Raw genomic sequence first — 19,456 nt, 5'->3', positions numbered from 1 at the left:
AGGTGGTGAGAATATGATTAAATTACCTGAAATTAAATTCCCTCCGGAGAATGTCATGGCATATAACACATGGCTCAGAATGGTTTGTAATCCAAACAATTTTAGTTTCTGGTATGAGAGAGTTAAGGATTGCGGATTAAAAATACCGGCAAGTGCTTATTATCAGTTTACATATGATGATGTAAGAAAATATATTGGATATATCTATGGCGAAGACAAAGATATGAATGCAAAGAGAAAAGAATTTTGCCGAAAAATATTGATTCCATTGCTTGATGATTTCCTTCATATTAAAAACAGAAAGAGTGATGAAATCTTTATTAAAAATGCTGTGTTTTCAAATAAATTTACATTTTCCGACTGCCATATTATTGATTTTGTGCCTTTGAAGGATGTGGTAAAGAAATTAGAGAATATAAATTATACAGGACTTCTTGTTGGAGCAGAAGGATTTAATGAAATTGTGTTGAGAGAGTATATTCATCCGAAATTAAACTTTGGAGAAATATATAATGGCATGGCTCTTCGTCCGGAGTTTAGAGTATTCTATGATTTTGATAAGCAGAAGTTGTTGTATACGGTGAATTACTGGAATTATCAATACTGTGAAGAACATTTAAGCGTAGAGGATAAGGCTGTATTTTCAAATGCTGAAGCACAGTTAAATAAATACTTTAAACAGCATGTAGACGAAGTTGAAAAATTGGTTATTGAGCATATGCCTCGTGCATGGCTTGAAGGTAAATGGAGTATCGACATTATGATGAATGATGAAAATGATTTCTACCTTATTGACATGGCTCTAGCAAAAAACTCAGCGTATTGGAATCCAGAACATGAAGGTAAAAGTAATGAGTAGGAATACACTGTCACGCAAGGCGGTGATTCATAAACTGCTTGAGATAAAGCAAAGTTTTAGCCTTCCACTGAGCAAACAAAAGGCGATTTACAAGGCGATAACTGATGTTAATTACAGGATTGCTGATGATTGTAAGGTTGAAGAAAAGCCAGTAAATATGTTTGTAAATTACGGCGATAAACCGCATGAACTTAAGACTATCATGCTTAAAATGTATGTGTGCCCAGCGTGTGGAACTGGAATTAGGGAAGTGAATTATCATGGTATGCTCAATAAACCATTTCCAAAATTTTGCTCTGAGTGCGGCAAGGCATTAAAAGCATCATCATAGGAGTAATAAAAAAGGACTGCCCCTCGCAAAAGCAGTCAAGAAACAATGTATAACCTATTGCTAATTATAGCATAGGAGGAAAACAAATGGTAGAGATAACAACAGAAGAAATTGGCTACATGAAAAAAATCTTAGAGTGCTATTACTTTGCACAGGATCAGCAACAGAAAGAATTACATAGTGCTCTTGAACTTCAAATGCTGCTTGAACAGGAATGCAAAGTGTCTGGTATGTCTTATGATAGCTATGGCAATGGATGTTCAGTGAGCTTCCCAGAAGGCTCATATTTGCAACAATTGAGTATCGAAATCGCAACTCATGATGTTGAGGCTAAACGCTGGATGCAGAAGTTTAAAGGTCTGGACAAGACACACAAGATAAATTACCGCCTTAACCGGCTTCCAAAAGACCAGAAAGAAACCCTGCTGAACGTATACCGCCGTGGTATCAGCGTGTACAAGCTTGCAGAGAAGGCTGAGATAAGCACTCAGGCATATCATGATCGTATCAATACAGCGATTAGACATATGCTGAATGTAGAATAGAAAATCATAATTTCAATAGAGAAAGTAGGCTAGGTGACTGGTCTGCTTTCTTGTACAAATTTTTCAGGAAATTTTCGCTGTTGCGTAGCAGGCCGGAACAGTTTTTACCTATTACACCCCCTTTTCCCTAGCACATAGGGGGTACACACATATTTTACGAAAACCCTTTATTTAAGGCGTTTTTCGTCACTTTGAAAATGCGAAAGTAAGTGAAAAGTTGTTGACTGGATAGCATAATGTAGGTGCAAGGCAGGAGATACCAAACAGAATGACCACGAATCATTACCTGTCTTGCATCATCCAGAAGGTGGCAGAAAATCCTTAGTATAAAGCCGTTACAAAATCCCGGGACGTGCGGACATTATACAAGGAGGTGATGCCATGACACAGCTTATCAAAGAGCTGCGGCTGTTGATCAATGCTATTGCTAGATTGATCCAGACAATAAAAAAAGAAGGCTAGCCCACGACAGCCGCCTTCTGGTTCTATTTTATAACAATTTGCCAGTAATGGCAAGGGAGGAAACAAAATGACAAGAGAAGAATTTGTAAATAATACTGGGTGGAAAATGACATATGAAGAATTCCTTATGTGTGATTGTACAATTTGTAATAAAAAGGATTGTGTGCACAGGGATGCATTTAGAAGAATGCCCCGCATAGATGGCGGTTTGGGGCTTTGTCCTAATTTAAAGAAAGTGCAATGAGTAATTATGAGGGGTTCTTCCCCTCTTCCCTAAGTGGGAAAGGAGGAAAACAAAATGGATGAATTAACAATTTTACGAAGAGCTCGTATACAAACGCTTAATCTCATTGAACAGACAAAGAAAATCAATGAAAGAACTATCAGAGAACATGGCAGAGAAAATGGCTTATCGCTCTACTGGCTACAAAAATTTGGCGATGAAGAAAGATATTTGCATGATAAAATCGTGGAATTAGAAAACAAAGGATAGCTTTATCAAGTCACTGAAAAAGGGGAGAGCGGTAGGACACATCCATGCAGTGGCAGAAAGACAAAGACAGAAGCGAAAGCAGGAGGAAAATGAAAATGGAAAAAATCTATTATGAAATCAATGAGGAAATGGCGAGACAAGCGAAGGCTATGCATTCAATGGATGATTATATTGCAAATAGTGAAACAGACAGCTATAGAAAAGTTGTTGATGAAGTATATGAAATAGGACAAGAGGCAAAGAAAAGAACAATAGAGGATAAACATGAATATGTTGATTATTTATGTGATAAATTTGCAAAAAAATACGCTGAGTATGTTAATAAGGGGCTTAGCATTAAGATGCAATGTCCCTCAATGCTGGTATGCGGCCCTGCGAATTTTCCTACCAGAAAAAAAGAGAAGCAGAACATTGCAAGAGATAATCATAGGAAATATTATGATGATAAAATTGCACCTATCGTTGCAAAACTCGAAAAGTTGGGAACAGGCGCAGATGTTATTTGTGCCGGCGATCCATTGGCAATTGAAAAATTGAATGACAAGTTGGAAAGTCTATTGGAAGACCAGGCGAGAATGAAACAGGAAAATGCCTATTACAGAAAAAATAAAACAATGGTCGGATGTGAAGGAATCAGCGATGAAGAAGCTGAAAAGATGGATCGTTATATTGCTGAATACAATGGATCAAGAGCGCCTCACATGAGTTTCTCGCTAACCAATATCAATAACAAAATCAAGGCAGCAAGGCAGCGGATTCAGGAACTTTCCAAAATCAAAGAAAAAGGTACTGAAGAAATTGCAACGGAATATTTTAAAGTAATTGAAAATGCGGAAATAATGCGGTTGCAATTGATGTTTGATGGCAAGCCTGACGATAAGATCAGAGCTATATTAAAATTAAACGGCTTTCGGTGGTCACCTAAAAATGGAGCATGGCAGAGGCAATTAACAAATAACGCTAGATGGAGCGTTAAACGAGTGATTAGCGCTATCAAGGATATGGAGGCAACATCATGAAAACAGTAAAATTACAAGGGATATACTCACCACAGAAAGCTAAACCAGCGGGTATGCTGGTTAAGGGTGATGTCGTGGTGTGGAACTTTGGCTATAAAAGCGAAGTTGTAGACATCATTATGAGCAAAACCGGCAAAACGATAACCGTCTTGCTAAAAAGCGGTGATGGAATCACCAGAACAAGGCGATTAGGCGTCAATACATTAATCACTATTGAGGAGATGGGCAAAAAATGAACAAATCTAGCATAATAGGCATTTATAACGCCTCAGCGCAAGAAATATCCATTGATTACAACGGATCTAATTATCTTATTGTATTTGGAGAGCATGTAAACGGAGGATATTTTGCGATTATAAATCATGGTGTTTGCGGGGATCTGGCAGGGCTTAAGGATGTTGACTACAACGCCGAGAGCATCGGCAATGCTGTTAAAAATTATGATACAGGTAAGATCCTTGCACTTGCTATAGCGGCGTTTGCGGAGGTGTAACATGCCTTTACAAAATATCATATTTATCTATGTGTTTTACAGAGTATGCCGCCTATTATGGGAGGCGGGGATGGAGGAACAGAGAAAATGAAAGATAAAGTGTTAATGGCTGCCGGAATCGTCATTGTAGCGGTTATCAGCTTTGTGACTGGATTATATGTGCAGCGTGAGCGTATTACTCACAACGCTGTTGTGACCTACGAGGAGCGCAATGGCACTACATGGGTTTATATGTCTATTGATGGCAATGTGTACGCATACGACCCCGTAACGGGGCGCAAGGAGGAATAAAAAATGGATAATAAAGTGATGACATGCAAGAGTTTAAAAAGTAATGGTGTAAAACTATTTGAGCGTGATAGGTATAACGACGGCCTGTATATCGGCAGTTATACATATTACTACTGCCAAGGTGATAGGATATTCTGCCACGAATATAACCGTAATGATCTCACTTACACAGGTGGGGAAAACTGCTGCTATCCTGTGGTTGTTGATGCAAGCAAAGAAGATAACTGGTTTGAGATAATAACATGTGATATTAGGGATTTATCTATATTTGATAAAATCAATGATATGATGGATTATGTATCCTACCATCACGATATGGCGTGGGATAAATTAAAAATTGAGTTATTAGCAATTTTGGGATGGGATGTTAAAAATGATTAAAGTAATTTTTAAAATAATGGGATGGTGCATCTTGGCACCTGTAGCTATCGCCGTTGGTATGCTGCAATGGGTACTAAAATCATACAAATGAGTCGGCCTGATCTGGTCGGCTTTCTTTTGGTTTTCCACCTGATTTTACTGAGTTTTCCACTTGACTCATCAAGTTGACAAATCTTCAAAATTGTGTTATTCTTTGGCTAAGTTATAAAAGGCAGTGCTCTTGTGAGTGCTGCTTTTTTTGTTACTCTCTGGTTGATTATAAGCTTGTTTTAAGGCTGTATAACTACACTCGTTAAAGACACTATTACACTGGTTAAACAGCTCTTAGATAGCTTTAAAACAGTGATGTATAGAGTATATAGCTACTACCTAGGCTAGTAGTTTTTTAAAAGCTTTAAAAGCTTTAAAAGATCTTTAAAAGATTAAAAGATTTAAAAAGAAAATAACACAAAAGAAAAAAAGTGAGGTGAGAACATGAAGCCACATTACAAAGGATTTTACCAGTATTGCAAAGGCAGAGCGCTGAAGGATATTGCCAAGGATTTGAACACTACAGAAGGCACTGTAAAGAGCTGGATGACCAGATACCACTGGGTTGATAAACGCAATTCTTGCAGGACTGATGACGGTTCGGTGGATCTGGAAAAAGCCAGAGGATTTCTGAAGGGGAAAGGCAACGTGGAGCCAGTACCAAGATGGGAAGCTGTAGAAGAAGACCAAGGCAAGAAGACTCTTAACGACATGTTAGCGGAATCACCTCATGACGATGATTTCAAGCTGTTTGTACAACAGACATTAACTAATTCAGTACGTAGTCTAGGAGTATCTAAAGCTACTACAGATTATGAATGTCAGTTGCGTATAGTAGAGTATTTTAAAACATGTATTCATGATGGTTATATACCAACAATGGAAGGTTTATGGCTATGTTTAGGTATTGGTCAGACTTGTTTTTATGATTGGTGCAACGGAAAATCGGGAACAGTTCGTGCGGAGCTATTACAAAATGCAAAACTTTGTATTCACGAGTTCAACACACAGCTAGCAATTGCGGGGCGTATGGACAAGGTTTTATACATGTTCATATCCAAGAACCGGCAGGACATGAAAGACCAGGTGGACACCGTTGTAACTCACAACAACGTTCTAGGCAGCACAGCAGATAAAAACGAGATAGCTAACCGGATAGCTGAGCAAGCTGACAACCTGCCTGATGATGGCTGATTAATGGCTATAAAGAGCCGAATGTTAATAGATACTTAACAAAAAACACGATAAATAAATGCTTTATAGCTGTTTTTGTTAGCTTATATGCTTTGGTTTGTTAGCTTATAAAGGCTACGCGTTAACATGCTGCATCCGGTTCTGTGGTAGCTTGCTTCATGGATCAATCCAGCTGATCAAAAGGCATGACCCCACCCCCTCCCTATAGGCCAGAATGCATATACCCCCTTCTCAGTCCCATCACCAAATTTTTTGTAAAAAGGTGCATACTTTTCTCTCCATTTTAGCCCTTAAAATCTATCATTTGAGACCTACTTGGTGTATACTTAAAACAGCAGGAAAAAGGTGGTAAATTGCATACACGGCTATGCATACTGATAGGAGAGGATTTCTATGATATTTGAACAAAATGAATTATGTGAAATATATGTAAACCTTTTTAATTGGCTTGCTGGTCATTCTTCAGGGAAAAGCCACGCTTATAAAAGTTACCATAACAGTATGGATAAAAAAATATGGAAGCCATTATTCTCTAAAATTGAAGAAATCCAGATTAAAGAGACAAAAACAAAAGAAGAAATTGATTTTTTAGAAAAAGTGATATATAGAGGTGATATGCATAGGTTACAAATCGCAAAAAAAATGAAGAACGGATATATTGACCGTAGAGAAAATTATTTTTCATGGTCTAAAACAATTAATGGTGTTACAGCAAAACCACTTTCATACTGTGGTAATTGTCTACATATATTAGCTAACACAAAAAATGAATATGCGTTTGATGTATTTGGATTCTTATATCATATTATTACTTATAGATATAAATTTATGCCATCTCAAGATTACGATATAAGAATTTTATGCCGGTACGAGGAGGAAGAAGAAATAGTATTCCCTGTTGCAAAAAATACTATAATTTCTGTAAGTATTGAAAATGTTAAAGATTTAAGCAAATATCCTAATAATAATTTGATTAAGGAGAATGAATGGTTTAGAAAGTAATAAATACTATTCAATCACAATTTATGTAGAAATAAAGCGGGAACACTGGCTCATCGGTGATGCGGTGAGTGACGAAGCGTTAAGTGTTGGTGTACAAGAGGCGGTAAGGTACACAAAAGACCTTTCAACTTGCGGGAACTGCATTAGTGCCAACATAGCGGCCGTAGCGCCGATAGTAGACTGAACACCTCTCATGGAAGTGTCCCATTCAGTCTTTTTTATGGCTTAGCTTGGTATCTGGAAATCTTTCGGAGGTCATGTTGTTGGCAATAAATACTTTCCATTAAGCCAATAATAACCAAGTTCACAGTTATGGAAGCTGTGAAACCTTTAATTGGGTATCGTTACGAGTTTGGAACCGCATATATAACGATGCCTACCTATCAGTGATGATGACTTGGCGGTTCAAGGAATTTAGCTTGATAGGATTATTTGTATCAGTGGCGGAATAGGTAGACGCATAGTATTACAACAGCTTGCGTGGTAAAGTACACGAAGAGTATGGCGAGATGCATTTCGACTGGTGCATTATGCAAGGTTCAAATCCTTGCCTGATACAATTTATCTGATCCACGAACGTGGAAACAGGATCGAGAACGCATTGCGTTGTCTGAACAGCGGTAAGGAATCCTACGGGACTTACTGCGGCCGTGGCGGCAGGCTGAAGACCGTTGCTCTGGAGTGTATGCTGAACACTATCCCCTCTACGGCAGGAGGAAAGCCAATTGTAAAGCACATAGAAGCCGCCCGTTATATGGGAACCGGTTGTACATGTGCTTTTCTATTTGCTCAAATTGATAGATTCCATAACCTCGGCATAAGGGGAATCGCTTACTGAAACCGGATGCCAAAGACGATAGCAGACAGTAACCGGCTTAAAATCTGCACATACACGGAAAAAGGGAGAGAACCTCCCTTTATATACCTCTGGTATAAAGGAAACATGACGGTCTCCAAAACCGTTGCTCTCAGTTCGATTCTGAGGAGGTATGCCAATATTTCCGATTAGCCAAATGGAAAGGCAATGGACTTTGAATCCATGAGTTCTGGTTCGACCCCAGAATCGGAAACCATTTAACACTTCTGAACGGTTGTATTTGGGATTGAAGTAGCTAGCATTAGGATGGGCTTGCCTAAATACGTAGAACGATACCACGTTCATTCGTATACACGGTTTCACTCAAATAATAGAGTGATGTGGCAGTACATGGTTTTTCTCCTCCAACTTGCGTAAATATACCTCCCTTTCTGTTTTTATCCTTTATGTTTATGTACTGCAAAATACAAAAAAGCTGCACAGTACCTATCGCCTTGTCTGTGTGGCAAATCATTAACTATTTTTTTATATCCCTTTTCATGTTATATTATTATAGAAAGGGTGGATGAAAATGATTAAAGAATTTTTAAATTGTTTAACGGCAAATCAACAGCCGAAGTATCACGTATCAGAAGAAAGGGATATTACATTAGATAGAAAAAAGATAATTTATTTAGTTAATCAAATTGAATATTTTACCAACTATAGAAAAGAACGTTTCTATATAGCGATTTTCCTTTTTGTTTTAGTAGCATTAGAAATTGCCATGGTTATTGTGAAATATGAGGTCATAATAAGGGTAATGGAAAGCATAATGGCTCCTCTGATAATATCAGGAATGATACTCTATATGGAAACTAAAGGTGATTCATACATTGCTCTAATGAATTATGAAAATGAATTATATGATATATGTGAATACATAAGGTTAAATGATAGCCTAAAAGAAAATGAATATTATATATTATTATATATCAATACGAATAAAGAGAAATATACAAGAAAAAATCCATTTGATGCAGATAAAGCGAGAGGTTTAAAATGAAAGTGAGATGATGGTGATGAAAGTCATGTATTATATGGAGGTTAAATGAAGACGATTGAATTAATTAACATCCTTCTTGAACAACGTGACTGCAAAAGATACCAAAATCTGGATGATTTATTTGAACTTCTACGAATATATGAGCCTGAAGACATGGTGCATGCACACCGGCTTAATAAGGTAGTTCGTGATGTGTCTGTAAAGCAATCAAAAAATGCATTTTTACCAATATCAGAGAGAGAACGTTTCATACAACTGTATAAGCGTTCTCTTTTATTTGATGCGCCGATAGATTTTGATGCGTATTTGCTTTATGTAGAATTTGATCGGGACCCAGATAAACGATTCTATTTGCCACGGCGAAAAATTCTAAAGGATAAGCTTATTCGGCACCTTCAGGACTTAGCCGATGATGTGATAGACATATTAACGATTTCAATGCCACCAGGTACCGGTAAATCAACTGCCGGTATTTTCTTTTTATCATGGCTAATGGGAAGGAATCCAGAAAAATGTAATCTAGCATCTGGTCATGCTGACGGATTGACCAGAGGTTTTTATGATGGTGTTATGTCTATAATCACTGACCCCGAGTATCTTTGGCACGATGTGTTTCCCGATGTTCAATTGGTCAATAAAAGTGCAAAATATGAAACACTTGATTTGGATAAGGTTAAGCGATTTCCTTCGTTAACTTGTAGAGCTATAGATGGATCCTTGACTGGAGCAACACGATGTGAAGGAATACTTTATGTCGATGACCTTGTATCCGGTATAGAGGAAGCTTTGTCTATTGATCGTATGGACAGGCTGTGGATGAAATACTTTAATGATTTGAAGTCACGTAAGAAAATGAAGTGTAAAGAACTCCATATAGCAACACGATGGTCTGTACATGATCCTATCGGTCGGCTTGAAAGAGACAACGAAAATAATCCTCGAGCAAGATTTATTTGCATTCCAGCTCTGGATGAAAATGGTGAATCCAACTTCAATTATGATTTTGGCGTAGGCTTTGATACTGAGTATTTCAAAAATATTGAGAAAGATATGGATGAAGTATCATTCTTGGCGCTTTATATGAATCAGCCTATTGAGCGTGAAGGACTACTGTTTCCGGAAAAAGAACTCCGGTATTTCAATGGGATACTTCCGCAGATTAAACCAGATTATATATATTCCGCATCTGACGTTGCGTGGGGCGGTGGAGATAGCTATTCACAACCATTTGGTTATCAGTTTGGTGAAGATGTATACATCCCTGATTGGATATTTGATAAAGGCGATAAGACAGTGACAAGACCAAGAGTAATTGGCAAAATGTCGATACATAAACCACACCTATCGAAATTCGAAGCAAACAATGGTGGTCATGAGTATTCAGATAAAGTGGATGAAGAATTGAGGAAGATTGGCGTTCATATGAATATCACATCGGAAGTGTCTCCGAGCAATAAGTCAAAGTTATCAAGGATAATCAGATGGGCACCGGATATAAAACGCTTCATCTTTGTGGATAAAGCCAATAGAAATAAGGAATACGACAAGGCAATGAAAGAATTGACAACGTTTCTTCAGACAGGAAAATCACCACATGATGATTCTCCGGATAGCCTCGCTATGCTGGCAGAATTGATATATGAAGGTGGAATAAGTTATGAAATCGGGGATAGGCCGTTTTAGAAAGGAAAAGGGTATGGAAAAGAAAAGCAGAGAGATTAGAGCAGCGCCGCCTGCACCATGCAGTAAGAAAACAGAGTGCAAAGGTAGAGTATGCAGCAATCCGGCATGTGAAGACTGGCGCATCTATAGAAACAAGTATTTAATCAAAGGGTAAGCAGCACTATATGTGCTTTTTTATTACCAGAAGGGAGGTGGATAGATGATAGAAATAGAATTGTTTGGCAGACAGGAAATATTCATACCACGGCAAGAAATAACGGAAGAAACACTTCCTAAAATATTGGCAAGGGCAATGGCTATCCATTCTACCAATGCAGCGCAGATACATTATCTTTGGAATTACTATAAGGGAAAGCAACCTATTCTTGAAAGAGTAAAGAGAGTACGACCCGAAATATGCAATAAGCTAGTAATCAATCATGCGTATGAAATCATGAATTTCTACATGGGATATGTTTTTGGTGATCCTATCCAGTATGTGCAGCGAGGAATACACGGCGCAAAAGAAGGATACTCCGATGTAAACAATGTATCTATGCTTAATGAGCTTATGGCTGATGATGATAAAGCTTCAAAAGACCGGGAGTTAGGTGAATGGATGCTTGCCTGCGGTGTCGGATACCGGATGACAATGCCGGCAGTTGATGACGATGCAGTATTTGAAACTGAGATATTAGACCCTAGAGTTACATTCGTTGTGAAGGATACTGGCTTTGGTAAGAAGCCTTGGCTTTGTGTGACATTTAATAAAAAGATGAACAAGGGATTTGAGTATTATGAAATGTTCGGATATACCAAGGATGTGTTCTTCGCCTGTGAGGAATTCAATTCCACGTTTCGGAAGTATCGAATTGTAAATCATGTCTTAAACCGTTTACCTATTGCTGAATATCCGTTAGGTACCGTCAGGCTTGGCGCTTTTGAACCGGTGCACTCTATTATGAATGCTATTAACAATATGGAATCAAATAGAAGTGATGGTGTTGAACAAAAAATTCAAAGTTTCTTAAAATTTTTAAATTGTGATATCGTCCCAGAAAAATTCGATGAATTCAGGGAAAAAGGCATGATAAAGATTAAGGTTCCACAAGGTAGTAGAGGCGATGTTGAATATGTAGAGGTTGATTTAAACCAAACGGATTCACAAATATATGTAGATTCCTTATACCAAAAAATGCTGCAAATTGCAGGTGTACCAGACAGAAATGCTTCTGCCGGGGGAAATACCGGGCAAGCACTTATTATCGGTCAGGGATGGTCTAACGCCGAAGCTAGAGCGAAATCCATAGAACTTTCATTCAAGCGTAGTGAAAAGCTGTTTTTGAAGATGGTACTGAGAATTATCCAGGATACGTTGAATGTAGAGCCACAATTAAGGCAGCTGAAACTTTGGGATATTGATATCAAGTTCACACGAAATAAAACGGACAGCATACTAGTTAAGGCACAAGCGTTACTTAATCTGCTGGAAGCAGGAGTGCATCCACGTATTGCATTTACTATTTGTGGACTGTTTAACGACCCAGAGCAGGCGTATGTTGATTCACAGCCATACTTAAATGCCAAGTGGCTAAGAGATTTGAAGACGAATGTACAAGAAGGCAATATCAAAAATGAAAATGATGTATTGCCTAAACTTCCGGTAACCGGATAATGACCTGAATAAGTCATTACGAAAATAAACTGTTCATTTTTTATTGGTCTTTTACTGCTAGACCTAAAACAAGAAGACGTCAGGAGATGGAGAACTCCTATAAAAGCCTAGATGGAAAGGATTGAGTAATTATGACAAAAGAACAATTATTAGCTGCCGGGCTTACAGAAGAACAAGCAGACAGTGTACTTGCAATGAGGGGAAGCGAGTTGACAAATCTTAGAAACCAGATTTCTGATTTAACACAGCAAAATACGCAGTTACAGGCTGATTCTGCTGAATTAGCAACCTTGAAACAGCAGAATTTAACAGCAGAGCAATTACAGCAGCAGGCCATTGACGAAGCTAATGCTGAAAAAGAAAAATATCAGAAGATGGCAAATAAACTGGAAGTTGAAAAAGTCCTGATTACTGCCGGCATGCAGGAAGATGATTATAAGGATTTTATCGACGGTATTGTTACAAGTGATAAAGATGCATCTGTATCTGTAGCAACAGCTATGGCAACGACCTTTAAAACAAAAATGGCGGCCGCTGAAGCGCAGGCAAAGAACGATCAGCTGAAAAATACACCACGCCCAGATGGCGGAGATGGTAGCAACGGAGAAACGAAACCAAAAGATGTTCAGTTGGCAGAACAACTGGCTCAAACCGCTAATACGCAGGGTGGATTCACAGCATATTTGAAAGGAGAATGAAATAATGAAGGTGACTTATAGAGAGTTTGGTAGTGGAATCAACGTAGTAAGTAATGAGCATTTTGTTGCTATTCCATATCATGTTGATTTTAGCGAAGTAACAGAAATAGCGTATGGTGAAGTAAAAGTAGTTAAGGCAGGAACACCAATGGCAAAGAATGGCATCAAGGCCACGGTAACAGAAGGAAAATCAAACGCTATCGGTATACTGATGCATGATGTGTATGATGATAACCCAAATACTTCATTGATAGTACATGGTTTTGTCGATAAAGCAAAGGCAGAGAAAAATACTGGTGAGACTTACGATGAAGCTACACTGGCGGCATTGCCGATGATTCAACTTTTATAGGAAAGGAGATTGAAAAAAATGAGATTGATTGATGTATATAGCGCCAAAGCGTTAGCAGCTTATTTTACGCATGCGCATAGTAATGACAGACCATATCTTGGACTGACATTATTTCCGAGAAAGAAAAAGATGGGATTGGATTTAAAATGGATCAAGGGATATAAGGGGTTGCCTGTACCACTGAACCCAAGCGCATTTGATACGAAATCAAAAGGCAGAGGGAAATTGAAAATGCAGGATGTTAGCACACAGATGCCTTATTTTAAGGAGCATGTAATGGTTGATGAAGAAGATGAACAGGAAATCTTACGTGTTACTGAGGCTGGCGATCCGTATGCTCAGCAGGTACTTGACCACATCTATACTAAAGCAGATGATTTAATTATTAGCGCAGATGTCGTAGCTGAACGTATGATTTGGATGCTTCTGGCAGCAGAAAATGGTAAACCTGGTATTGATATCACAGCTGATGGTGCGAGCTATCAGTATGATTATGATGAATCTGGTGAGTACAAGGCAGAACACTTTGTGGAATTGACAGGCACAGATATGTGGAGTGACCATGAAAATTGTGATCCTATTGCAGATGCTCAGATGGTAATTGATAAAGCATTGGCAAAAGGTGTTATTCTTAAGGCAATGGTCATTAGTCCTAAGACGATGAGTAATCTTGTTAAAAGTAAGAAAATTGCTTCATATATCCTTGCTCAGAACTCAACAGCAAACATTTATATGAACAAAGCCAGAGTCAAAGAAGTCTTTAAAAACGAACTCAATATTGAAATTATTGTTTATGAAAAGCTCTTTAAAGACTATGATGGCAAAGACAAGGCATATTACCCTGATACGATGGCCACATTCTTACCAGAAGGCGCTTTAGGTAATCTGTGGTATGGAACATCCCCGATTGAGCGAAAGGCGTTGGGATCAAAAGATGCCAATGTATCTCAGGTTAATACTGGAGTAAACATTATGGTAACTCAGGAACATGATCCTGAAAATACAAAGACAGTGGTAGATGAAATCGTATTGCCGTCATTTGAATGTATGGATTCAGTATATTTGCTGAAGCATAGTGCGTAGGAGGTAAATGAATATGGGAAGACCGACTAATGCTGAAATCGCTGCAAAGAAAGCCGCAGAAGAAGAAAAACGTAAAGCTGATGCATTGGCTCAGCAAATTAATGGTGCTGAAGAAAGCGAGAGTGATTATGCTAACAATGCAAATCCTGATGTCGCTCAGGATGACGGTAAAAAGGTTCCGACTGACCTGCCAGAAGATAAACCGGAACCGGTAACCGCAGAACCTGTAGAAGATATGCCAGAATCAACTATCACAGCGCCTACTTCTAAAGCAGATTATGTAACATACGATCACACGGTCAAAGTAAACGGAAAATTCTACGCAACTGGTGAAAAAGTACCAGTACACTAGGTTGGTTCATGATGACCTATGATGAGCGAAAGCAATTACTCTTCCGCCGGATAAAGGATGGTCTTCCTGCTGATCTGCTTGTGAATCAAGGAGATGTCATGCCATTGAGCATTGACACTCCTTTGGTTCCATTTAATGCTGAATTGAGTCAGTATCTTGATGATTTAATGCTCATGGCTAGAGAAATCATCTTTGAAAACCAGTATCCATTTGACGATCAAGAGAGACCGGCTGATGTCATGCCAAGATATCACATGTTGCAAATACGTATCGCTATAGAAATCTTTGTTAAAGAAGGGGCGGAGGGAGAAATCGTTCATTCTGAAAGTGGTGTATCCAGAACTTACACAAGTTCTGATATATCACCTGCACTTTTGAATCAGATAACTCCTATGTGCAGCGTATGAGGATGTTGAGCAGAAACAAGCAGCGGTTATATATTGCATCACAAATTATGGATGATGAGCTTGTGGATTCACATGGAAATCGACCATTTGATAAACCGTTTTTATTTTGTGAAAATCTGGCCAGTGTAGATGGGAAATCTGAAAAAGAAGAATATGGTGATCGTGTGAGAAATATGTATAAATCGGTTGTCATGCGTAAGAAGTGGGAAGGCAGCATCAAAGAAAACGATGTAGCATATCTGGATGGCATTACACCGGATGGAGAAGCTCAGAACGGTGCACATGCAAATTATCGTGTCGAATCCGTAAGAAACACATCATTGAACATGATGACTGTTTATTTTGATAAATTGCCGTAAAGAGAGGGGTAATGCAGTGAAATTGGTAAATGTTAAGAATCCGAATGTTGAAATTGATATTCGTGATTATCTGGTGCCGGACTATCTTGGCACCCATGAATGGAAGTTGCCTGATAAAAAGGTGAATAAGAAACAGTCAAGCAAGCAATTTGATATTCAGAAGGATAAGAAAGAAGATAAGTAATGTCTGTAATCAAAAGACACTTTCAAGTCAATTTGAAAGGTATGAAGCTCATGCAGAAGAAAATTGATAATCTGCAAAATGCTATGCCACAACTTGGACAAAGATTCATAGAAATGTCGCTTGATTATCTGTATGAGAGAGCTGCTTATTACATTGAGTCTTCTACTGGCAACGGTGGATATGAACCAACTGCTGAATTATTGGCTGGCTTGAAAAGGGATTATGAGTTAGGGAAAGTGTTTAATGACTGTGTTCATGCAGCTTGGGTTGAATATGGTACTGGAATGATTGGCACCGGTACACATCCAAATCCTCCGACCGGTTATCAGTATGATGCCAATGCACATGGGGAACAAGGTTGGACATATCCAGGTGAAGATGGTAAGTTTTATCATACTCAGGGATTACCAGCACACCGGTTTATGTATAACGCTATTACTGATTATCGAATGAACTATAAAAAGATTTTCAGCAAGGCGTTCAACGAAGTTGTGGGAGGTGCTATCTAATGAATCAGGAATATTTTGATATCGTCTTCCAAGGATTGAAAGATCATATCAAAACACATAGTGAAATTAAGGCAAAGGTATTAGACAGGCCGAATACGGAGATATATCCAAAAATCGTTGTTACTGAAATAACTAATACTTCTACGTTAAATCTGGGTAGGATGGAGTCATATTCGTTATTGGGGTATGAAATAGGTATTTACGCAAAAAACGCAACTATCAATGGTAAGGCTATGGATGCCATGGATATTGCTCGCTATCTACAAAGCGTAGTGGCTGATTATATGGATTATGAAATTCATATGAAACGAGCAATGACCGACTATAAAGATAACATTGATAATTCGCTGTACTGTATCATCATGCGGTATAACGCAAATGGGAGCGACTATCGAAGTCGCTTCTTTTAAGGAAAGGAGTTCATTATTATGAATAGTTTGGATTTTGGAATTCAAAAAATGACAGAACGCTTTTTTTCAGGAATGGGTTCATGTCTTTGTTACAAAAATGAAAGTGGTAAATTTTCTGTTCTAGTATTAACAGAAACGGTACCGGCTTTTGCTTCAACACCTGAAGCTATTGAAGCAAAATATACTACTTCTGATACAACAACAAAAATCGAGGGTATGAAAACATTGGAGGATAAGGAATTTGAATTTTTTGTTCACCGTGATTCAATCAATCGTCTAGAGAAACTTAAAGGTAAGGAATTAGAATTACTGCGTGTTAACGCTGATCTAACTGGTGAACGTGTCAATGGTACATTGTCTTATACTATGTCTGATAGTCAGAATGGCGAAGCTCAAAAAGGTAATATCAAGATTACTCCTACGGACTATATTGGTTATGTTGAGAATGTATTACCTCTGGTACAGGCTACTGTCACCTTTAAAACACCGATTGATTGGAAATGCGAGTTGGATAAAACGGATGGTACGTATACAAAGGATATCGAATTGAATTTTGCCGAAGGAACATTCACAGCTACAGTAAAAGATTCAACTATTGCTACAGCTGCTGTTTCAGATAATAAATTAACAATCACAGGTAAGGCAGAAGGCTCTACGATTGTTACCCTGAAAGCTTCTTGTGAAGGTTATGCTTCATGGGAAACTACAATCTTAGTTATCGTTCCAAAGGCAGTCGTAGCACCTGGATCGTAAGAATCGAAACAACAGCGCTCGGTCAATGCCGGGCGCTTGTAATTTAATAGGAGGAAAACAAAAATGAATATTTGGACATATAAGTATAACGGAAAGGACTATCCTTTCAAATTGACTCGTGCCGCTCGAAAGGCCATCAATGAATTACAGTTTAAAATCTTTGATGAATTGCAGAATCCTGAAATCCTGACAATGGCAGGTGAACTTAGTGAAATCCAGCAGAAACTAAATGCTGCTAAAATGGAAGATAACAAGAGTGAAATGGAAGATAACAAGAGTGAAATGGAAGATAACAAGAGTGAAATAGCTCAGTATGAAGCAGAATTGAATGCTCTTTCTATCAAAATGATGCCACTAATGAAAGACTTTGTTAAGTTGCAGTCGAACGACATTGATCCTGAAGAAATTGCAGCTATCCTGCTGAAAGAAAATAAAGACCTGAAAGGGGAAATGACGGATCAGTTCATTGATGACATGTTCGATGATATGGTGAACACTCTTGGTATGGAGAAATTCGATGAAAAGATGGTTGAGATTACCGCTAGAGTTTTTACAGTAATCCAGTTACTGAAAGACAAACTGGAAGCAATCAACACTGTGAAAAAGGAGAAAACCAAGAATCCTCTGCCGATGTCGTAGTTTATAAGAGCTATGAAGAATACTGCTATGCAGTAATGATTCCAATAGCTATCGAAGCAGGTATGCCATTGGATGAATTTTGGTACGGCGAAGAAGAATTATTCTATTCTTATGTAAAGGCGTATCGTAATCGTGTCAATTACACGTCCTGGATGAATAATCTCTATGCCATGAAAGCATTAGAGGTTGTTGTGAATAATCTAATGCCTAACGCTGTAAATATTGGATTTGGTGGCGGAAAAATAACTCCGGTTCAATATTATGAGAAGCCAATTGACTTTGAAGCTGAAGCAGAGAAGCAGAAACCTGTTACTAAAGAAGACCTTGAATCAGAGTTTAGGCGGAGAATGAGTGTATTTTGATAGAAAGAGATATTCAGTATTTCTACTACCTGTGCTATGATATTGGTATCTAGGGAGGGCATGGAAATGGAAACAATAGAAATATCATTTGACAGTAAAAGAGGCAGCAACAAAATATTAAATGATATTGTGTTATTTACAGGAAAAACACATATTGAAAATTTATTTTATGGAGTATGTACATTCGATGTAAATAAATTAGAATATATTGCATTTTCAAGGAAATATATATATTGTAGATCATTAAACAAATTTAAAATTTCTGGAGAAGATGTCTTTTGTTTGATTATAGTTCCATGGATACAAATAAAAAAAGCAATGCTTTATTCTGGTCAAATCAATTTGATTCTGGATAACAATATAGTTGTTGCTTTATATCTTTCCAGCAGTGATACTAAAGTATTCTTATCAACCATATTGTTAGCCATTAATGATATATTGGATTATTCAGCATTTGAAATCATTAATGACACTTACAATGTGTTTAGAGCAAAAAGGGATAAAGCGTTAGGAAATATCCCGTATAAAGAACTTGGTATTAAAAATACATTTGTGATTGAACCAGATAAAGTGAAGGACATTAAGCAGGATGGCAGTAATGATAAAGCATCAAGCTATAATTATTGTCCTCATTGTGGTAAGGAGCTTGATTCAGCTTTTAGTTACTGCCCTTTCTGCGGAAAAGCAATATTGGAGCAAGAAGTGGAAGAAATTAAACAACGTACAGTGTATACAGCTCCTAAAATAAATAAGACTTCTACACCAACGTATAAAGCACATACTGTCTCTCCCAAAAAACAGTATAAAGCAAACAAAAAGGCAGGTATTGTCTCATGCCCTAAATGTGGTAGTACTTCCATCACAACGACAAATAAGAAAATCTCCATAGGGAAAGGTGTTGCAGGAGCCGCCGTAGGATCACTTGTTAATCCTGTTGGAACAATAGTAGGCGCAGCTGTTGGCGCTACACATAGTAAGAAAATATACAATGTCTGCATGAACTGTGGGCATAAATGGAAACCATAAAATAAAAGACCTCATTCGTTGGG

At 38.0% G+C, this 19,456-nt stretch carries 29 protein-coding genes and 1 tRNA gene; all 30 read left to right on the top strand.

Features of this window, described 5'->3' with window-relative positions; translation table 11 throughout:
- Window positions 1-13: 13 nt before the first annotated feature.
- The 30 genes from ACLRVU_RS14170 (at window position 14) to ACLRVU_RS14025 (ending at window position 19,433) form a co-directional block, all read left to right on the top strand.
- Window positions 14-859: a hypothetical protein gene (locus ACLRVU_RS14170; RefSeq protein WP_142419619.1), complete on the top strand. Its 846-nt coding sequence runs from the start codon at window positions 14-16 to the stop codon at window positions 857-859.
- Window positions 852-1,190, top strand: coding sequence for a hypothetical protein (locus tag ACLRVU_RS14165; protein ID WP_412892261.1), 339 nt, complete (start codon window positions 852-854; stop codon window positions 1,188-1,190). Before ACLRVU_RS14170 ends, ACLRVU_RS14165 begins: the two co-directional genes overlap by 8 nt.
- 86 nt (window positions 1,191-1,276) lie before the next feature.
- A complete protein-coding gene (locus tag ACLRVU_RS14160) occupies window positions 1,277-1,735 on the top strand; it encodes a hypothetical protein (RefSeq protein ID WP_142419621.1) in 459 nt (152 codons plus the stop codon).
- 529 nt (window positions 1,736-2,264) lie between these two features.
- Complete coding sequence (locus ACLRVU_RS14155) at window positions 2,265-2,441, top strand: hypothetical protein (RefSeq protein WP_157126673.1); 177 nt, start codon at window positions 2,265-2,267, stop codon at window positions 2,439-2,441.
- Window positions 2,442-2,495: 54 nt separating this feature from the next.
- Entirely contained in the window at window positions 2,496-2,690 is a 195-nt protein-coding gene (locus ACLRVU_RS14150; RefSeq protein ID WP_142419622.1) for a hypothetical protein, read from the top strand.
- 95 nt (window positions 2,691-2,785) lie between these two features.
- Window positions 2,786-3,709 carry a hypothetical protein gene (locus tag ACLRVU_RS14145; protein WP_142419623.1) on the top strand — a complete coding sequence of 308 codons (924 nt, stop codon included), beginning with the start codon at window positions 2,786-2,788 and terminating at the stop codon, window positions 3,707-3,709.
- The gene (locus ACLRVU_RS14140; protein ID WP_142419624.1) at window positions 3,706-3,945 is read left to right on the top strand and encodes a hypothetical protein; all 240 of its coding nucleotides are present in this window, start codon (window positions 3,706-3,708) and stop codon (window positions 3,943-3,945) included. Before ACLRVU_RS14145 ends, ACLRVU_RS14140 begins: the two co-directional genes overlap by 4 nt.
- Window positions 3,942-4,202, top strand: coding sequence for a DUF6618 family protein (locus ACLRVU_RS14135; RefSeq protein ID WP_142419625.1), 261 nt, complete (start codon window positions 3,942-3,944; stop codon window positions 4,200-4,202). Before ACLRVU_RS14140 ends, ACLRVU_RS14135 begins: the two co-directional genes overlap by 4 nt.
- 87 nt (window positions 4,203-4,289) lie before the next feature.
- The gene (locus tag ACLRVU_RS14130; RefSeq protein ID WP_142419626.1) at window positions 4,290-4,493 is read left to right on the top strand and encodes a hypothetical protein; all 204 of its coding nucleotides are present in this window, start codon (window positions 4,290-4,292) and stop codon (window positions 4,491-4,493) included.
- 3 nt (window positions 4,494-4,496) lie between these two features.
- Window positions 4,497-4,874: a hypothetical protein gene (locus tag ACLRVU_RS14125; protein ID WP_142419627.1), complete on the top strand. Its 378-nt coding sequence runs from the start codon at window positions 4,497-4,499 to the stop codon at window positions 4,872-4,874.
- Between the two features lie 474 nt (window positions 4,875-5,348).
- The gene (locus ACLRVU_RS14120) at window positions 5,349-6,098 is read left to right on the top strand and encodes a phage terminase small subunit-related protein (RefSeq protein ID WP_142419628.1); all 750 of its coding nucleotides are present in this window, start codon (window positions 5,349-5,351) and stop codon (window positions 6,096-6,098) included.
- A gap of 393 nt (window positions 6,099-6,491) precedes the next feature.
- On the top strand, window positions 6,492-7,100 hold the full coding sequence (locus tag ACLRVU_RS14115) for a hypothetical protein (RefSeq protein ID WP_142419629.1): 609 nt from the start codon (window positions 6,492-6,494) through the stop codon (window positions 7,098-7,100).
- Window positions 7,101-8,099: 999 nt separating this feature from the next.
- A tRNA-Gln gene (locus tag ACLRVU_RS14110) sits at window positions 8,100-8,173 on the top strand.
- A 315-nt stretch (window positions 8,174-8,488) separates the two neighbouring features.
- Window positions 8,489-8,962 carry a hypothetical protein gene (locus ACLRVU_RS14105; RefSeq protein WP_142419631.1) on the top strand — a complete coding sequence of 158 codons (474 nt, stop codon included), beginning with the start codon at window positions 8,489-8,491 and terminating at the stop codon, window positions 8,960-8,962.
- Window positions 8,963-9,007: 45 nt separating this feature from the next.
- Entirely contained in the window at window positions 9,008-10,645 is a 1,638-nt protein-coding gene (locus ACLRVU_RS14100; RefSeq protein ID WP_142419632.1) for a hypothetical protein, read from the top strand.
- Entirely contained in the window at window positions 10,620-10,799 is a 180-nt protein-coding gene (locus ACLRVU_RS14095) for a hypothetical protein (RefSeq protein WP_257322962.1), read from the top strand. The genes ACLRVU_RS14100 and ACLRVU_RS14095 overlap by 26 nt, the downstream gene beginning before the upstream one ends.
- A 45-nt stretch (window positions 10,800-10,844) precedes the next feature.
- Window positions 10,845-12,299, top strand: coding sequence for a phage portal protein (locus tag ACLRVU_RS14090; RefSeq protein WP_118002531.1), 1,455 nt, complete (start codon window positions 10,845-10,847; stop codon window positions 12,297-12,299).
- Window positions 12,300-12,430: 131 nt separating this feature from the next.
- The gene (locus ACLRVU_RS14085) at window positions 12,431-12,997 is read left to right on the top strand and encodes a hypothetical protein (protein WP_118002532.1); all 567 of its coding nucleotides are present in this window, start codon (window positions 12,431-12,433) and stop codon (window positions 12,995-12,997) included.
- A gap of 4 nt (window positions 12,998-13,001) precedes the next feature.
- Window positions 13,002-13,349, top strand: coding sequence for a hypothetical protein (locus ACLRVU_RS14080; RefSeq protein WP_118002533.1), 348 nt, complete (start codon window positions 13,002-13,004; stop codon window positions 13,347-13,349).
- Window positions 13,350-13,367: 18 nt separating this feature from the next.
- The gene (locus ACLRVU_RS14075; RefSeq protein ID WP_055201347.1) at window positions 13,368-14,432 is read left to right on the top strand and encodes a major capsid protein; all 1,065 of its coding nucleotides are present in this window, start codon (window positions 13,368-13,370) and stop codon (window positions 14,430-14,432) included.
- Between the two features lie 13 nt (window positions 14,433-14,445).
- Window positions 14,446-14,784 carry a hypothetical protein gene (locus tag ACLRVU_RS14070; RefSeq protein WP_118002534.1) on the top strand — a complete coding sequence of 113 codons (339 nt, stop codon included), beginning with the start codon at window positions 14,446-14,448 and terminating at the stop codon, window positions 14,782-14,784.
- Between the two features lie 98 nt (window positions 14,785-14,882).
- On the top strand, window positions 14,883-15,191 hold the full coding sequence (locus ACLRVU_RS14065; protein WP_412892260.1) for a hypothetical protein: 309 nt from the start codon (window positions 14,883-14,885) through the stop codon (window positions 15,189-15,191).
- A gap of 2 nt (window positions 15,192-15,193) precedes the next feature.
- Window positions 15,194-15,550: a hypothetical protein gene (locus tag ACLRVU_RS14060; RefSeq protein WP_142419634.1), complete on the top strand. Its 357-nt coding sequence runs from the start codon at window positions 15,194-15,196 to the stop codon at window positions 15,548-15,550.
- Window positions 15,551-15,566: 16 nt separating this feature from the next.
- Window positions 15,567-15,734 carry a hypothetical protein gene (locus tag ACLRVU_RS14055; RefSeq protein WP_185957945.1) on the top strand — a complete coding sequence of 56 codons (168 nt, stop codon included), beginning with the start codon at window positions 15,567-15,569 and terminating at the stop codon, window positions 15,732-15,734.
- Window positions 15,734-16,243, top strand: coding sequence for a hypothetical protein (locus ACLRVU_RS14050; protein WP_142419635.1), 510 nt, complete (start codon window positions 15,734-15,736; stop codon window positions 16,241-16,243). The genes ACLRVU_RS14055 and ACLRVU_RS14050 overlap by 1 nt, the downstream gene beginning before the upstream one ends.
- On the top strand, window positions 16,243-16,653 hold the full coding sequence (locus ACLRVU_RS14045; protein ID WP_142419636.1) for a hypothetical protein: 411 nt from the start codon (window positions 16,243-16,245) through the stop codon (window positions 16,651-16,653). The genes ACLRVU_RS14050 and ACLRVU_RS14045 overlap by 1 nt, the downstream gene beginning before the upstream one ends.
- A gap of 18 nt (window positions 16,654-16,671) precedes the next feature.
- On the top strand, window positions 16,672-17,406 hold the full coding sequence (locus ACLRVU_RS14040; RefSeq protein ID WP_142419637.1) for a hypothetical protein: 735 nt from the start codon (window positions 16,672-16,674) through the stop codon (window positions 17,404-17,406).
- A gap of 63 nt (window positions 17,407-17,469) precedes the next feature.
- The gene (locus ACLRVU_RS14035; protein ID WP_065531524.1) at window positions 17,470-18,045 is read left to right on the top strand and encodes a hypothetical protein; all 576 of its coding nucleotides are present in this window, start codon (window positions 17,470-17,472) and stop codon (window positions 18,043-18,045) included.
- Between the two features lie 68 nt (window positions 18,046-18,113).
- Window positions 18,114-18,407 carry a hypothetical protein gene (locus ACLRVU_RS14030; RefSeq protein WP_142419638.1) on the top strand — a complete coding sequence of 98 codons (294 nt, stop codon included), beginning with the start codon at window positions 18,114-18,116 and terminating at the stop codon, window positions 18,405-18,407.
- Between the two features lie 66 nt (window positions 18,408-18,473).
- The gene (locus ACLRVU_RS14025) at window positions 18,474-19,433 is read left to right on the top strand and encodes a zinc-ribbon domain-containing protein (protein WP_055201365.1); all 960 of its coding nucleotides are present in this window, start codon (window positions 18,474-18,476) and stop codon (window positions 19,431-19,433) included.
- Window positions 19,434-19,456: the final 23 nt, after the last annotated feature.

The sequence above is a fragment of the Beduini sp. genome, from assembly GCF_047239305.1.
In the GTDB taxonomy this organism is placed as follows: Bacteria; Bacillota_I; Bacilli_A; order Erysipelotrichales; family Coprobacillaceae; genus Beduini.
Note: the sequence above shows the minus strand (reverse complement) of the source record. Positions and strands in the feature narration are given on the sequence as shown.

Coding starts and splice junctions, on each gene's coding strand:
- ACLRVU_RS14170 (WP_142419619.1), top strand. CDS start 14: ATGATTAAATTACCTGAAATTAAATTCCCTCCGGAGAATGTCATGGCA.
- ACLRVU_RS14165 (WP_412892261.1), top strand. CDS start 852: ATGAGTAGGAATACACTGTCACGCAAGGCGGTGATTCATAAACTGCTT.
- ACLRVU_RS14160 (WP_142419621.1), top strand. CDS start 1,277: ATGGTAGAGATAACAACAGAAGAAATTGGCTACATGAAAAAAATCTTA.
- ACLRVU_RS14155 (WP_157126673.1), top strand. CDS start 2,265: ATGACAAGAGAAGAATTTGTAAATAATACTGGGTGGAAAATGACATAT.
- ACLRVU_RS14150 (WP_142419622.1), top strand. CDS start 2,496: ATGGATGAATTAACAATTTTACGAAGAGCTCGTATACAAACGCTTAAT.
- ACLRVU_RS14145 (WP_142419623.1), top strand. CDS start 2,786: ATGGAAAAAATCTATTATGAAATCAATGAGGAAATGGCGAGACAAGCG.
- ACLRVU_RS14140 (WP_142419624.1), top strand. CDS start 3,706: ATGAAAACAGTAAAATTACAAGGGATATACTCACCACAGAAAGCTAAA.
- ACLRVU_RS14135 (WP_142419625.1), top strand. CDS start 3,942: ATGAACAAATCTAGCATAATAGGCATTTATAACGCCTCAGCGCAAGAA.
- ACLRVU_RS14130 (WP_142419626.1), top strand. CDS start 4,290: ATGAAAGATAAAGTGTTAATGGCTGCCGGAATCGTCATTGTAGCGGTT.
- ACLRVU_RS14125 (WP_142419627.1), top strand. CDS start 4,497: ATGGATAATAAAGTGATGACATGCAAGAGTTTAAAAAGTAATGGTGTA.
- ACLRVU_RS14120 (WP_142419628.1), top strand. CDS start 5,349: ATGAAGCCACATTACAAAGGATTTTACCAGTATTGCAAAGGCAGAGCG.
- ACLRVU_RS14115 (WP_142419629.1), top strand. CDS start 6,492: ATGATATTTGAACAAAATGAATTATGTGAAATATATGTAAACCTTTTT.
- ACLRVU_RS14105 (WP_142419631.1), top strand. CDS start 8,489: ATGATTAAAGAATTTTTAAATTGTTTAACGGCAAATCAACAGCCGAAG.
- ACLRVU_RS14100 (WP_142419632.1), top strand. CDS start 9,008: ATGAAGACGATTGAATTAATTAACATCCTTCTTGAACAACGTGACTGC.
- ACLRVU_RS14095 (WP_257322962.1), top strand. CDS start 10,620: ATGAAATCGGGGATAGGCCGTTTTAGAAAGGAAAAGGGTATGGAAAAG.
- ACLRVU_RS14090 (WP_118002531.1), top strand. CDS start 10,845: ATGATAGAAATAGAATTGTTTGGCAGACAGGAAATATTCATACCACGG.
- ACLRVU_RS14085 (WP_118002532.1), top strand. CDS start 12,431: ATGACAAAAGAACAATTATTAGCTGCCGGGCTTACAGAAGAACAAGCA.
- ACLRVU_RS14080 (WP_118002533.1), top strand. CDS start 13,002: ATGAAGGTGACTTATAGAGAGTTTGGTAGTGGAATCAACGTAGTAAGT.
- ACLRVU_RS14075 (WP_055201347.1), top strand. CDS start 13,368: ATGAGATTGATTGATGTATATAGCGCCAAAGCGTTAGCAGCTTATTTT.
- ACLRVU_RS14070 (WP_118002534.1), top strand. CDS start 14,446: ATGGGAAGACCGACTAATGCTGAAATCGCTGCAAAGAAAGCCGCAGAA.
- ACLRVU_RS14065 (WP_412892260.1), top strand. CDS start 14,883: ATGCCATTGAGCATTGACACTCCTTTGGTTCCATTTAATGCTGAATTG.
- ACLRVU_RS14060 (WP_142419634.1), top strand. CDS start 15,194: ATGTTGAGCAGAAACAAGCAGCGGTTATATATTGCATCACAAATTATG.
- ACLRVU_RS14050 (WP_142419635.1), top strand. CDS start 15,734: ATGTCTGTAATCAAAAGACACTTTCAAGTCAATTTGAAAGGTATGAAG.
- ACLRVU_RS14045 (WP_142419636.1), top strand. CDS start 16,243: ATGAATCAGGAATATTTTGATATCGTCTTCCAAGGATTGAAAGATCAT.
- ACLRVU_RS14040 (WP_142419637.1), top strand. CDS start 16,672: ATGAATAGTTTGGATTTTGGAATTCAAAAAATGACAGAACGCTTTTTT.
- ACLRVU_RS14035 (WP_065531524.1), top strand. CDS start 17,470: ATGAATATTTGGACATATAAGTATAACGGAAAGGACTATCCTTTCAAA.
- ACLRVU_RS14025 (WP_055201365.1), top strand. CDS start 18,474: ATGGAAACAATAGAAATATCATTTGACAGTAAAAGAGGCAGCAACAAA.